General features: G+C 64.1%; 13 protein-coding genes. 10 read left to right on the top strand and 3 right to left on the bottom strand.

The genetic code is table 11. From position 1 onward, the window contains the following. The first annotated feature begins 118 nt into the window (after nt 1-118). From C4K39_RS02450 to selO, 3 genes are all read left to right on the top strand, one after another. The gene (locus tag C4K39_RS02450) at nt 119-1861 is read left to right on the top strand and encodes a potassium/proton antiporter (protein ID WP_068578618.1); all 1743 of its coding nucleotides are present in this window, start codon (nt 119-121) and stop codon (nt 1859-1861) included. A 68-nt stretch (nt 1862-1929) separates the two neighbouring features. Further along, nucleotides 1930-5256 carry a mechanosensitive channel MscK gene (gene mscK / locus C4K39_RS02445; RefSeq protein ID WP_124345582.1) on the top strand — a complete coding sequence of 1109 codons (3327 nt, stop codon included), beginning with the start codon at nt 1930-1932 and terminating at the stop codon, nt 5254-5256. Nucleotides 5257-5325: 69 nt separating this feature from the next. Continuing rightward, nucleotides 5326-6789 carry a protein adenylyltransferase SelO gene (gene selO, locus C4K39_RS02440; protein WP_124345581.1) on the top strand — a complete coding sequence of 488 codons (1464 nt, stop codon included), beginning with the start codon at nt 5326-5328 and terminating at the stop codon, nt 6787-6789. Between the two features lies 1 nt (nt 6790). Here selO and C4K39_RS02435 read toward each other — a convergent pair whose 3' ends face one another. Beyond that, nucleotides 6791-7192: a helix-turn-helix domain-containing protein gene (locus tag C4K39_RS02435; RefSeq protein ID WP_022640300.1), complete on the bottom strand. Its 402-nt coding sequence runs from the start codon at nt 7190-7192 to the stop codon at nt 6791-6793. After that, nucleotides 7189-7485 (bottom strand): type II toxin-antitoxin system HigB family toxin, encoded by a 297-nt coding sequence (locus tag C4K39_RS02430; protein ID WP_124345580.1) that lies wholly within the window; start codon nt 7483-7485, stop codon nt 7189-7191. The genes C4K39_RS02435 and C4K39_RS02430 overlap by 4 nt, the downstream gene beginning before the upstream one ends. Before the next feature lie 228 nt (nt 7486-7713). Between C4K39_RS02430 and trxC the strand changes: the two genes are divergently transcribed. Beyond that, nucleotides 7714-8148: a thioredoxin TrxC gene (gene trxC / locus C4K39_RS02425; protein ID WP_068578626.1), complete on the top strand. Its 435-nt coding sequence runs from the start codon at nt 7714-7716 to the stop codon at nt 8146-8148. Nucleotides 8149-8199: 51 nt separating this feature from the next. On the opposite strand, the gene C4K39_RS02420 is transcribed toward trxC, so the two are convergent. Next, the gene (locus tag C4K39_RS02420) at nt 8200-8970 is read right to left on the bottom strand and encodes a ParA family protein (RefSeq protein ID WP_068578628.1); all 771 of its coding nucleotides are present in this window, start codon (nt 8968-8970) and stop codon (nt 8200-8202) included. A gap of 311 nt (nt 8971-9281) precedes the next feature. On the opposite strand from C4K39_RS02420, the gene C4K39_RS02415 reads away from it, so the two are divergent. Genes C4K39_RS02415 through C4K39_RS02390 form a run of 6 tightly spaced genes read left to right on the top strand, consistent with a single transcriptional unit; the run spans nt 9282 to nt 13524 of the window. Beyond that, nucleotides 9282-10010, top strand: coding sequence for a beta-ketoacyl synthase chain length factor (locus C4K39_RS02415; protein ID WP_124345579.1), 729 nt, complete (start codon nt 9282-9284; stop codon nt 10008-10010). Further along, complete coding sequence (locus tag C4K39_RS02410) at nt 9986-10807, top strand: lysophospholipid acyltransferase family protein (protein WP_124345578.1); 822 nt, start codon at nt 9986-9988, stop codon at nt 10805-10807. The genes C4K39_RS02415 and C4K39_RS02410 overlap by 25 nt, the downstream gene beginning before the upstream one ends. After that, nucleotides 10776-11048 carry a phosphopantetheine-binding protein gene (locus C4K39_RS02405; RefSeq protein WP_068578634.1) on the top strand — a complete coding sequence of 91 codons (273 nt, stop codon included), beginning with the start codon at nt 10776-10778 and terminating at the stop codon, nt 11046-11048. Before C4K39_RS02410 ends, C4K39_RS02405 begins: the two co-directional genes overlap by 32 nt. Nucleotides 11049-11057: 9 nt before the next feature. Beyond that, nucleotides 11058-11312 carry an acyl carrier protein gene (locus C4K39_RS02400; RefSeq protein ID WP_068578636.1) on the top strand — a complete coding sequence of 85 codons (255 nt, stop codon included), beginning with the start codon at nt 11058-11060 and terminating at the stop codon, nt 11310-11312. After that, nucleotides 11309-11854, top strand: coding sequence for a COG4648 family protein (locus C4K39_RS02395; protein ID WP_124345577.1), 546 nt, complete (start codon nt 11309-11311; stop codon nt 11852-11854). The genes C4K39_RS02400 and C4K39_RS02395 overlap by 4 nt, the downstream gene beginning before the upstream one ends. Beyond that, entirely contained in the window at nt 11851-13524 is a 1674-nt protein-coding gene (locus tag C4K39_RS02390; protein ID WP_124345576.1) for an acyl-CoA synthetase family protein, read from the top strand. The genes C4K39_RS02395 and C4K39_RS02390 overlap by 4 nt, the downstream gene beginning before the upstream one ends. The last annotated feature ends 13 nt before the right edge of the window (nt 13525-13537 follow it).

Genomic DNA, 13537 nt, shown 5'->3' with positions numbered 1-13537 from the left:
GCGCCCGCCGCCGCCATGAAAAGCCTTTGACAGCGGCACATTTCAACAGGTTAGAATCGCTGGCACGCAGACTGCATGGCCAGTTGGCGCCCGCCTTTTCCGCTCTGGAGTACAGCCTTTGAATGCAACGACCATCAACAGCCTGTTCTTGATCGGCGCGTTGCTGGTAGGTGCGAGCATTCTGGTCAGTTCCCTCTCTTCCCGCCTGGGCATCCCGATCCTGGTGATCATCCTGGCCGTGGGCATGACTGCCGGTGTCGATGGCGGCGGAATCATCTTCGACAACTACCCGACCGCCTACCTGGTGGGCAACCTGGCCCTGGCAGTGATCCTGCTGGACGGTGGCCTGCGCACCCGGGTCGCGAGCTTTCGCGTGGCGCTCTGGCCGGCGCTGTCACTGGCCACGGTGGGAGTGCTGATCACCACCGGGCTCACGGGCATGGCCGCGGCCTGGCTGTTCGACTTGAACTTGATCCAGGGCTTGCTGATCGGTGCCATCGTCGGCTCCACCGACGCCGCGGCGGTGTTCTCGCTGCTGGGGGGCAAGGGTCTCAACGAACGGGTGACCGCCAGCCTGGAGATCGAGTCCGGCAGCAACGACCCAATGGCCGTGTTTCTCACCGTGACCCTGATCGACATGCTGGCCAACGGTCATACCGGACTGCACTTGAGCTTGCTCGGGGAGCTGATCCGCGAGTTCGGCATCGGTGCGGTGATCGGCCTCGGCGGTGGCTGGCTGATGCTGCAACTGGTCAACCGCATCCACCTGGCCAACGGCCTGTATCCGATCCTGGTAATCGCCGGCGGCCTGGTGGTCTTTGCCCTGACCAATGCCCTGCACGGCAGCGGCTTCCTCGCGGTGTACCTGTGCGGCCTGGTGATCGGCAACCGCCCGGTGCGCAGCCGCCACGGCATCCTGCACATGCTCGACGGCATGGCCTGGCTGGCGCAGATCGGCATGTTCCTGGTGCTCGGGCTGCTGGTCACGCCTCACGACCTGTTGCCCATCGCCCTGCCGGCCCTGGGCCTGGCCCTGTGGATGATCCTGTTCGCCCGGCCGTTGTCGGTGCTGGTGGGGCTGCTGCCGTTCAGGGCTTTCCATGGCCGGGAAAAAGCCTTTATCTCGTGGGTCGGGCTGCGTGGCGCGGTACCGATCATTCTCGCGGTATTCCCGCTGATGGCCGGCCTGCCCAACGCCCAGCTGTACTTCAACCTGGCATTCTTCATCGTGCTGATCTCGCTGCTGCTGCAAGGCACCAGCCTGCCGTGGGTGGCCAAGTGGCTGAAGGTCACGGTCCCACCGGAGCCGGCACCGATTTCCCGGGCCGCCCTGGAGGTCCACGTCACCAGCGAGTGGGAGCTGTTCGTCTACCGCCTGGGGGCGGAAAAATGGTGCATCGGCGCCGCCCTGCGCGAACTGAAAATGCCCGAGGGCACGCGGATCGCCGCCCTGTTTCGCGGCCAGCAACTGCTCCATCCGTCGGGTAGTACGGTACTGGAAGCCGACGACCTGCTGTGCGTGATCGGCCATGAACACAACCTCCCGGCCCTGGGCAAGCTGTTCAGCCAGGCCCCGGAACGCGGTCTGGACCTGCGCTTCTTCGGCGACTTCGTCCTCGAAGGCGACGCCCAGCTGGGCGCGGTCTCGGCGCTCTACGGCCTCAAGCTCGACGGCCAGGACGCCGACATGCCACTGGCCGCCTTCATCGCCCAGAAAGTCGGCGGTGCGCCGGTGGTCGGTGACCAGGTGGAGTGGAACAACACCACCTGGACCGTCGCGGTGATGGACGGGAACAAGATCGGCAAAGTCGGCGTCAGATTCCCCGAAGGAAGTCGACCCGGCCCCGGACTCTTCCTCTAAACTCGGAAACGCGTCAGATTTTTACCGACGCATTCCCCCATTCCTACTTGCTTGCTCGACCGACCTCTATGCCGACCCTGCGTAAAATTTTCGCGATTGCCCTGCTGGGCCTGAGTCTCTCCGTCGGCGCCGCACAGGGCGGCGAGCCGCCCAGCGCCGAGGCGGTCCAGCAAAGCCTGGACAAGATCGCCGAGCGCAAGCTTTCCGAGGCCGATCAGAAGGCCCTGCAGACGCTCCTGCAGAACACCCTGAATCAGTTGGCTAACCAGCAGGACTACGAGCAGCGCCTGCCGGAACTCAAGCAACAGTTGGCCAGCGCTCCGCGCCAGACCCTGGAAAACCAGCGCGAGCTGGAGCGCCTCAAGGCCAGCAAGGTGGTGCCGGTAACCCAACGCTATGCCGCGCTGAGCGTGACACAGCTGGAGCAACTGCTGGCCGAGCGCACCACCGCCCAGGGTGAACTGCAAAAAGCCCTGGCCCAGGCCAACAGCCTGACCATCAGTGCCCAGACTCGCCCCGAACGGGCCCAGGCCGAGATCAGTAACGGCCAGACGCGGATCCTGCAGATCAACACCATCCTCAAGGCCGGCAAGGACAACGGCAAGCTGCTGAGCAACGACCAGCGCAACCTGCTCAATGCCGAACTGGCGGCGATCAATGCCTTGATCCCGCTGCGTCGCCAAGAGCTGGCAGGCAACAGCCAACTGCAGGACCTGGGCAGCAGCCAGCACGACCTGCTGGTGGAAAAGATCGCGCGCCTGGAGCAGGAAACCCAGGATCTGCAGACCCTGATCAACCAGAAGCGCCTGGCCCAGTCCCAGGAGACGGTCACCCAGCAGTCCATCGAAGCGCAGAAAGCCGGCGGTAGCAGCCTGCTGGCCACCGAGAGCGCCTTCAATCTCGAAGCCTCCGACTACTTGCTGCACTTCACCGACCAACTCAACGAACAGACCCAGCGCAACCTGCAGACCAAGCAGCAACTGGACAACGTGACCCAGGTCGCCGCGGCGCTGGACGAGCAGATCAGCGTGCTCAAGGGCAGCCTGTTGCTGTCCAAGATCCTCTACAAGCAGAAACAGGCCCTGCCCCGGCTGAAAGTCGACCGCGACCTGGCGAACAATATCGCCGATATCCGCCTCTACCAGTTTGAGGTCAGCCAGCAGCGCGAGCAGCTCAGCAGCCCCACCGCCTACGTCGACAACCTGCTCAAGAACCAGCCGCCCGAGCAAGTCACCCCGCAGTTGCGCAAGACCTTGCTGGAACTGGCCAATACCCGGGTCGACCTGCTGGACCGCCTGAACCGCGAATTGAGCGCGCTGCTCAACGAATCCATTACCCTGCAGTTGAACCAGAAGCAGTTGCTCAGCACCACCCAGACCTTGCGCTCGACCCTCGACGAGCAGATGTTCTGGATCCCCAGCAACAAGCCACTGGACACCACATGGCTGCGCCAGGTGCCCGATCGCTTGCAGTATCAGATCAACAACTTGCCCTGGGCCTCGAGCTTCAGCGAGCTGATCGACGCACTGGTGCAACAGCCCTTGCTGTTCCTGCCCTTGCTGCTGTTGATCGGCGCCCTGTTGTGGCGGCGCAAGAGCCTGTATGCGCGCCTGAGCAAGGTGCACAAGGATATCGGCCACTTCAAACGTGACAGCCAGTGGCACACGCCCCTGGCGATCCTGGTCAACGTCCTGCTGGCGATGCCCCTGGCCCTGGGCCTGGCGCTGTGCGGCTACGCCCTGCAGATCGACGCCCGGGGACAGAACGCCACCCTCGGCGCCGCACTGCTGCAGATCGCCCAGGCCTGGCTGGTGTTCTACACCGCCTACCGGATCCTCGCTCCCGGTGGTGTGGCCGAGTTGCATTTCCGCTGGGAAAAACCCCAGGTGGAATTCCTGCGTGGCTGGATCCGTCGCCTGGGCCTGGTGGTCCTGGCCCTGGTGGCGGTGGTCACGGTGGCCGAGTTGCAACCCGCGGCCCTGGCCGAAGATGTATTGGGCATCGCCGTGGTGCTGACCTGCTATGCCCTGATGGCCTGGTTGCTCAGCCGCCTGCTGCTGAGCAGCCCAACCCATGAAAACGCCTCGCTGTTCCGCAAGGCTGTCGGCGTGCTGTTCACATTGCTGCCGATCGCCTTGTTCATTGCCGTGTGCTTCGGCTTCTACTACACCGCGCTGAAGCTCAGCGATCGCCTGATCAACACCCTGTACCTTTTGATGCTGTGGCTGGTGGTCGAGGCCACCTTCGTCCGTGGCCTGGCCGTCGCGGCGCGGCGCCTGGCCTACCAGCGCGCCTTGAGCAAGCGCCAGGCAGCCAAGGAGGCCGGGGAAAACGGCGAGGCGGTGGTCGAAGAACCGACCATGGACATCGAGAAGGTCAACGAACAGTCCCTGCGCCTGATTCGCCTGGCCCTGCTGGGTGGCTTCATGGTCGCCCTGTACTGGGTCTGGGCCGACCTGATCTCGGTGTTCTCCTACCTCGACCGGGTGACCCTCTACGAGTACACCAGCGGCACCGGTGCCAACATGAGCATGGTGCCCATCAGCATCGGCGACTTGATCGGCGCGCTGATCATCGTCGGCATCACTTTCGCCCTGGCGCGCAACCTGCCGGGCCTGTTGGAAGTGCTGGTGTTGTCCAAGCTGAACCTGGCCCAGGGCAGCGCGTACGCCACCACCACCTTGCTCTCCTATGCCATCGCCGGGGTCGGTTTCGTCACCACCCTGTCGACCCTCGGGGTCAGCTGGGACAAGCTGCAATGGCTGGTGGCCGCGCTATCGGTAGGCCTGGGTTTCGGCATGCAGGCGATCTTCGCCAACTTCATCTCCGGCATCATCATCCTGTTCGAGCGACCGGTACGGATCGGCGACACCATCACCATCGGCAACCTGTCGGGCACAGTGAGTCGGATCCGCATCCGCGCCACCACCATCACCGACTTCGACCGCAAGGACATCATCGTCCCGAACCAGACCTTCATCACCGGGCAACTGGTCAACTGGTCGCTGACCGACACCATTACCCGCGTGACCTTGAAGCTGGGCGTGGACTACGGCTCGGACCTGGATCTGGTCAAGGAACTGCTGCTCAAGGCCGCCCGGGAGAACCCACGGGTGCTCAAGGAGCCGGAGCCCCAGGTGTACTTCCTCAGTTTCGGCGAGAGCACCCTGGACCACGAACTGCGCATGCACGTGCGCGAATTGGGCGACCGCAACCCGGTGATCGACGAGGTCAACCGCTTCATCAGCCGCGAGTTCAAGAAGCAGCACATCAACATCTCGTTCCGGCAGATGGAGGTCTACCTCAAGAATCTCCAAGGCCAGGAGTACAAGATGGTGCCCATTGGTCCGGAGAAGCCCCAGGACCCGCCAGCGCCGGAAAAGCCAGCACCCTAACGCCCGGCGAACTCGACGCGAACGGCTTTGCCCAGCAGAATACTCGGACATTCTGCTGGGAGATGGCCGTTGAAAGCCCTCGACGAACTGACCTTCGACAATCGTTTCGCCCGCCTGGGCGACGCCTTCTCGACCCATGTGCTGCCCGAGCCCCTGGACAACCCGCGCCTGGTGGTGGCCAGTCCGGCAGCCATGGCCCTGCTGGACCTGGACCCCGCCGTCGCCGAAAGCCCGGTGTTCGCCGAGCTGTTCGGCGGACACAAGCTGTGGGCCGAGGCCGAACCTCGGGCGATGGTCTATTCCGGGCACCAGTTCGGCTCCTACAACCCCCAGCTGGGAGATGGTCGCGGCTTGCTGCTAGGGGAAGTACGCAACGATGCCGGCCAATACTGGGACCTGCACCTGAAGGGTGCCGGCCAGACGCCCTACTCGCGCATGGGCGACGGGCGCGCGGTGCTGCGCTCCTCGATCCGCGAGTTCCTCGCCTCCGAGGCCCTGCATGCCCTGGGCATTCCCAGTAGCCGGGCGCTGTGCGTCATCGGCTCGGACACCCCGGTGTGGCGCGAGAAGCAGGAGCGCGGCGCCATGGTCCTGCGCCTGGCGCCCAGTCATATCCGCTTCGGGCATTTCGAATATTTCTACTACACGCGCAAGTCCGAACAGCACACCCAACTGGCCGAACACGTACTGGCGCAGCATTTCCCCGAATGCCGCAAACACCCCCAGCCCTATCTGGCGATGTTTCGCGAGATCGTCGAGCGCAATGCCGAGCTGATCGCCAAATGGCAGGCCTATGGCTTCTGCCACGGCGTGATGAACACCGACAACATGTCGATCCTGGGCATCACCTTCGACTTCGGCCCCTTCGCCTTCCTCGACGACTTCGACGCCCACTTCATCTGCAACCACTCCGATGACCAGGGTCGCTACTCCTTCAGCAACCAGGTGCCCATCGGCCAATGGAACCTCAGCGCCCTGGCCCAGGCCCTGACCCCATTGATTGCGGTTGACGACCTGCGTGAAACGCTGGGCCTGTTCCTGCCGTTGTACCAGGCCCACTACCTGGACCTGATGCGCCGGCGCCTGGGCCTGACCCATGCGGAGGACGCCGACCAGCAACTGGTGGAACGGCTGCTGCAACTGATGCAGGGCAGCGCCGTGGACTACAGCCTGTTCTTCCGCCGCCTGGGGGACACAGCGCCGGAGCTGGCCGTGGCGCAGTTGCGTGACGACTTCGTCGATCTCAAGGGCTTCGATGCCTGGGCCGAGTCGTACGTGGCGCGGGTAGCCCGCGATCCGCTGCAGGGCCAGGAACAGCGCCGGGTGCGCATGCACGCGGTCAATCCGCTGTATGTCTTGCGCAACTACCTGGCGCAACAGGCCATCGAAGCCGCGGAATCGGGCGACTACAGCGAAGTGCGGCGCCTGCACCAGGTGCTGAGCCGGCCGTTCGAAGAACAGCCCGACATGGACAACTACGCCAAGCGGCCGCCGGACTGGGGCAAGCACCTGGAGATCAGCTGTTCGTCCTGAGTCAGGCGAACACTTCCATTGCCACCTTGAAGCGCTCGGACAGCCAGCGCACCTGCCGCAGGTTGAGCTGGCGCTTGCCACTCAGCACTTCGGAAACCACCGATTGCGCCCCGACCCCGGGCAGGTCGCTCTGGGTCAGGCCGTGCTCGTGCATCAACGAGCGCAAGACCTCCACGCCACTGACGGGAGGTATCGGCCGATGCTCTTCGTCATAGGCCTCGATCCAATCACCGATGATGTCCACCAGTGAGGCCAGCGGATGAGCCTCATCCTCGCCCATGATGTCCAGCAATTCATCCAGGGCCAGGGCCAGAGCATCGTAATCGGCCTCGGTCCTGGGCTTGCGCAGCAGCGGCGCGACGAATTGCCAGTGCTCCGCCGCCTGGCTGACCAGTATGCTCATTCTATTTCCTCCTTCCACAGCCCCTTGTCGTAGCTGGCGTGGTCCAGTACATGCCTGATGTAGAGCCGCTGGACTCCATAGCGCACCAGTGCGATCAACCGCAGTTTGTTGCCGCCGATGTCGAAGACATGGAAGCGCCCGACCTTATCGACCGCCGGAAACAACGCCTTCATATCGGAAAAGTCCTCTGGCCTGGCGCCCTTGGCCTTGCGATACCAGGTATCCAGCGCTCGTGCGCTCTGCGGCCACTGCTCCTTGGCCTGCCAGATACGTTTTGCGGTGATGATATGCATGCAACCTCCCTATCGCATGTTGCTATCGAGGCTAATCAGCAAATCCGACCATAGCAATACGCTATGCAGTCGGTCGGACCGACGGTCCGCCTTCTGGCAAGACTAGAGATTGCGCAGCACCGACTGCCCGCCGATATGTGAGCGGATGCAACCACCGGCCCGGCGGCTTGATAAATCCACGCCACGACTCCAGATAGGTGCCATTGGCCACTGACCCGGAACCCGACCATGACCGACCCACTGTTGATCCCCTGCCCGCATTGCAACGGCCTCAACCGCATCCCCGCCGAGCGCCTGGGGGACCATCCCAAGTGCGGGCGCTGCAAGGCCGAGGTGTTGCTGGACAAACCCTTTGACTTGAAACAGGGCGACTACGCCAGCCAGATCAAGGGCGACCTGCCGTTGCTGGTGGATGTCTGGGCAGACTGGTGCGGGCCGTGCAAATCCTTTGCGCCGACCTTCCAGCAAGCCGCCGCGCAACTGAGCGGCAAATGCCGCCTGGCCAAGCTGGACAGCGAAGCCAACCAGCAGCTCTCGGCACAGTTGGGCATTCGCTCGATTCCAAGCCTGATCCTGTTCAAGAATGGCCGGGAGGTGGCGCGGCAAAGCGGCGCCCTGCCCTTGCCACAGTTGATCGGCTGGTTGCGCAGCCAGGGGATTTGAGAGAACGCCGTGAGCGCCGGCCAAAGCCTTGCGTTCACGGCAACAGCAGGGTCAGGCGTTTTCCAGCAGGTGGTGCAGGTCGACGAACTGCTGGGTCAGCTTGTGCCGTGGGTCGAGATGGATCAGCGGCAGGCTGGCCTGGTGTGATTCACGCATGCGCACCGAACTGGCCAGGTACACCGGCAGCACCGGCAGGCCCTCGCCAATCAGTTCGTCGAGCATCTGTTGCGGCAGGCTGGCCCGGGCCTGGAACTGATTGACCACGATGCCCTCGACCTCGAGCGCTTCGTTGTGGTCTTCCTTCAACTCCTCGATCTCAGCCAGCAGGCCGTACAGGGCCTGGCGGGAAAAACTGTCGCAATCGAAAGGGATCAGCACACGATCGGCCGCGATCAACGCCGATACCGCGTAGAAATTCAGGGCAGGCGGGGTGTCGAGGTAGATCCGCTCGTAATCCTCGGACAACTCGTCGAGCAACTTACGCAGCTTGTTGATCTTGTGCTTGGCCTCCAGCTTGGGCTGCAGGTCCGCCAGCTCGGCTGTGGCGGTCACCACATGCAGGTTGTCGAACGGCGTCTCGTAGATATCCACCTGGTTCTTCTTGGAGAACGGGCCAGAGGACAGGGTCTGCTTGAAGAAGTCGGCGATCCCCATCGGAATGTCCTCGCCGGTCAAGCCGGTGAGGTACTGGGTCGAGTTGGCCTGGGCATCCAGGTCCACCAGCAAGGTGCGATAACCCTCGCTGGCGCTGACCGCCGCCAGATTGCAGGCAATACTGGACTTGCCCACGCCACCTTTCTGATTGAACACCACACGCCGCATGTCAAAACCTCCGTGTATCAAAGATCCCCGAGTGTAGTAGCCCCCGCAGCCGCTTAGCTACCTCGGCAACACAAGATCCTCGGCCCGGCCCGGGGCCTGGCGGAGCGCTAGCCCGAGGCAGAAAGCCAATAGCGGCAAAACGACATCAACGAACACGGCACCATCGCCTCGATTTGCGACCAACAGCCCAACCAGCATTTGCTACAAGCCAGTCGCACCGGGATAATGCGCGCCACCGACGCACTCGCGTCCCCCCGGTCAGTCAGTATTTCCAAGCACTGCACCACATCAAGGAAGCCCGCAGGGGCGGGATGAACCAATTGATCAAGTTCAATATCGCCCAATGGCGTGCTTGGGCCCCTGGGCTCGAAAGCGTGGACGCCTGGCAGGCATGGGGCCAACATCCGGCCCTGCCCGAAACCAGCGATAGTGCCCCCGACGTGTCCTTCCTGCCCGCCATGCAGCGGCGCCGTCTCAGCCGCCTGGCGCGCATGGCGTTCAGCGTGGGCTGGCCCCTGGCCGAAGGCCTTGAGCAACTGCCCCTGGTGTTCATCTCCCGTCACGGCGAAACTCCGCGGACCTTCGAGATTCTCAGCGACCTGGCCGCCGAACAGCCGCTGTCCCCCACGCAGTTCAGCCTTTCGGTGCACAACGCAGTGATTGGCCTGTGGTCCATCATGCGCGGCGAAACTAGCGAGATGTCGGCCCTGGCGGCCGCCGGCGACGGCCTTGAGCACGGTCTGCTGGAAGCCGCGGCGTTGCTGGCCGAGGGCGCCCCCCACGTGCTGCTGGTGATTGCCGAGGAACAACCACCGCCCGTGTACGCCGACTGGATCGACGACGTGCCATTTCCCTACGCCCTGGGCTTGCTGCTGACCCCGGGCGACGACTGGCAACTGTCCCTGGGCCACCACGATGGCCAGCTCCCCAGGGCTCCCTGGCCCCACGCCCTGAACCTGTTGCGCGCCCTGATCGGTGCGCAGCATCAATGCCAACATGCCTGGATGAGTCGCGTATGGACCTGGCAACGCAACCGGTAGGCACCAAGGGCCGCGACGCCTATCTCTGGCGCCTGCTGGCCACGGCCCTGAGCTTCGCACTGTTCGGACTAGGTGGTTTATGCCTGCGCCTGGTGATTTTCCCCCTGCTTGCCTGCCTGCCCGGCGATGCCCGGCGCCAGCGCCTGCGTGCGCGCAAGACGGTCAGCCGGTTGTTCTGGCTGTTCATCCGCTTCATGGCGCGCAGCGGGGTGCTCACCTATGACGTCCAGGGTGCCGAACAGCTCGGACGCCCGGGACAAATGATCATCGCCAACCACCCATCGCTGATCGACGTGGTGTTCCTGATCGGCCTGGTCCGCGATGCCAACTGCGTGGTCAAGGAAAGCCTCTGGAACAACCCCTTCACCCGGGGCCCGGTGCGCGCCGCACAGTACATCAGCAACGATGGCAGCCTGGACATGCTCGATGGCGCCTCCCAGGCACTGCACGAAGGCCAGACGCTGATCGTCTTCCCTGAAGGCACCCGCACCCAGCCAGGCCAGGCCCCGACCTTTCATCGGGGAGCCGCGGCAATCGCCCTGCGCGGTGCCAGAGTGATCACCCCGGTGGTGATCAAGGTCAGCCCCAGCACCCTGACCAAGGCCGAACCCTGGTACCGAATCCCGCAGCGCCGCGTGCACTTCAGTTTTCACGTCGGTGCCGATATAGACCCACAGACCTTTGCAGCCCAGGGGCCCGCGCCCCAGGCTTCGCGCAAGCTCAATGAGCACTTGCACCACTATTTCACCAAGGAGCTCGCCAGAGATGAGCGATACACACCCGGACCTGATTCTTGAAATCAAACTGCTGATCATCGACGCCCTGGGCCTGGAAGACATCAGTGCCCAGGACATCGACAACGAGCAGACGCTGTTCGGCGAAGGCCTCGGCCTGGACTCGGTGGACGCCCTGGAGCTGGGCCTGGCGATCCAGAAGAAGTACGGCATCAAGATCGATGCCGACGCCAAGGACACCCGCAACCATTTCAGCAACGTGGCGAGCCTTGCGGCGTTCGTCAGCGCAAAACAGGCAGCTTGAGAACCGACCATGCAAACCCGTGACGACATCTTCAACACCCTGCGCGACGCCCTGGTCGAGCTCTTCGAGCTGGAGCCCGCCAGCATCAGCCTGGAGTCCAACCTGTACCAGGACCTGGAAATCGACAGCATCGACGCCGTCGACCTGATCGATCACATCAAGCGCCAGACCGGCAAGAAAATCGCCGCCGAGGAATTCAAGTCGGTGCGTACCGTCAACGATGTGGTCGAGGCGGTGTATCGCCTGGTCCAGCCGGCGGCATGAGCCGACTGATCGGCCTGGGCTTGTTGCTGGCCGGCCTGCTTTACCCCTTCGCCGTGTACTTGGGCATGGAGCATTTCGCGCCATGGCAGTTCGGCCTGTTGCTGGGCAGCCTGTGGCTGGCCCGTGCCTTGACGGGCGGACGCGATCGCGGCAGCCGGTGGATGGCGGCCATGGCCATTATCTTCTGCCTGCTGCTGGCGTGGTTCGATCACCCCGGGCTACTGCGCTGGTACCCGGTACTGATCAGCAGCTTCATGCTCGGCCTCTTCGGCCTCAGCCTGAAGTACGGACCGCCAGTGGCCGAGCGCCTGGCCCGCCTCAGCGAACCGGACCTGCCGGAGAAAGCCATACGCTACACCCGCCAGGTAACCATCGCCTGGAGCCTGTTCTTCCTCTGCAATGGCGCGCTCGCCGCCGCCCTGACGCTCTGGGCACCGCTGAGTTGGTGGACGTTGTACAACGGCCTGATCGCCTATGGGTTGATGGGCTTGCTGTTTGCCATTGAATGGCTTTTACGACAACGGGTACGAGGCCGTAGATGAACTGGATTCCCCTTGAGCAACTGCTGCTCAAGACGCACAGCCCACGGCCGGTCAGCGCCCATCCCGGCATCGACCTGCAGCGCCTGCAGGAACAGGCCTTGAGCCTGGCCGCAGCCCTGGAACAACGCGGCATCAAGCGGGTAGCGATCTACCTGGAAGATGCCGTGGAACTGGCGGTGGCCCTGCTCGGTGCCTGGCGCGCCGGGGCCAGTGTGTTGCTGCCGGCCGACCTGCAAGCCCAGACCCGCCAGCGCTGGGCGGCGGATGTCGACCTGTGGCTGACCGACCACGACACCCCTTGGCAACCGATGCAGGCCAGCCCGCTGGCTGCGACCGAACTCGATCTCGACCGTTGTCGACTGAGCCTGTGCACCTCGGGCTCCAGCGGCGAACCCAAGCGCATCGACAAGACCCTGCGACAACTGGCCAATGAAGTGCAGGCCCTGGAGCGACTCTGGGGCAACGACCTTGGCCAGGCCTGGATCATTGGCAGTGTCGCCACCCAACACATCTATGGCTTGCTGTTTCGCGTGCTCTGGCCGCTGTGCGCCGGACGCCCGTTCATGCGGCGCCAGTTGCCTTTCCCCGAGGACCTGCAGCGAGCCAGCCGCGAGTGCCCGGCGTTTGCCTGGGTCGCCAGCCCCGCCCTGCTCAAGCGCATGGGCGACAATCTCGACTGGCCGGCCCTGAGCCAGGTGCGGCGGGTGTTCTCTTCCGGCGGCGCCTTGCCGGCGGATGCGGCCAGCAGCCTGCAACAACGGCTGGGACAATGGCCCACCGAGATCCTCGGCAGTTCGGAAACCGGCGGCATTGCCTGGCGCCAGGGCCAGGCGCTGTGGCAGCCGTTCGCCGAGGTCGGCCTGAGCCTGGATGCCGACGGAGCCCTGCTGATCACCTCGCCCTACCTGCCAGCCGGGCATGTCGAGCACAGCGCCGACGCCGCACGGATTGCCATCGATGGCCGCTTCGAACTGCTGGGTCGCCTGGACCGCATCGTCAAGCTGGAGGAAAAACGCATTTCCCTGCCCATGCTGGAGCAGGCCCTGGAACGCCATGCCTGGGTCGCGGAAGCACGGCTGGGGGTGATCGAGGAAAACCGCGCCTACCTGGGTGCCCTGCTGGTACTGAGCGAGCCGGGCCTCCACGCCTTGCGCAACCAGGGCCGGCGCAACCTGACCCAGGCCCTGCGCCAGCACCTGGCGCAGCATTGCGAAGCCCTGGCCCTGCCTCGACGCTGGCGCCTGCTCCGCCAATTGCCACTCAACGCCCAGGGCAAGCTCCCCCAGGCGCAGGTCCAGGCCCTGCTTGAGGCACCGCGCCCGCAGCACCCCGAAGTGCTGGAGCGGGTACGCCATGAAGACGAATGGCGCCTGCAACTGGCCGTTCCCCCGGACCTGGCCTACTTCAGCGGCCACTTCCCCCTGACCCCGGTCCTGCCTGGGGTGGTGCAAGTGGATTGGGCCCTGGCCCTGGGCCAGCAGTTGCTTGAGCTGCCGGAACGCTTTGCCGGCATGGAAGTGCTGAAGTTCCAGCAACTGGTCCGCCCGGGCGATCGCATCGAACTGCACCTGCGTTTCGACGCCCAACGGCAGAAGCTGTACTTCGCCTACCTCAATGACGGCGCCCCCTGCTCCAGTGGACGTATTGTCCTGGAGCCAGCCTGTGGATAAATCATCGGCCAGC

The organism is Pseudomonas sessilinigenes (assembly GCF_003850565.1).
Classification (GTDB): domain Bacteria; phylum Pseudomonadota; class Gammaproteobacteria; order Pseudomonadales; family Pseudomonadaceae; genus Aquipseudomonas; species Aquipseudomonas sessilinigenes.
This window is presented reverse-complemented; position numbering and strand designations above follow the sequence as displayed.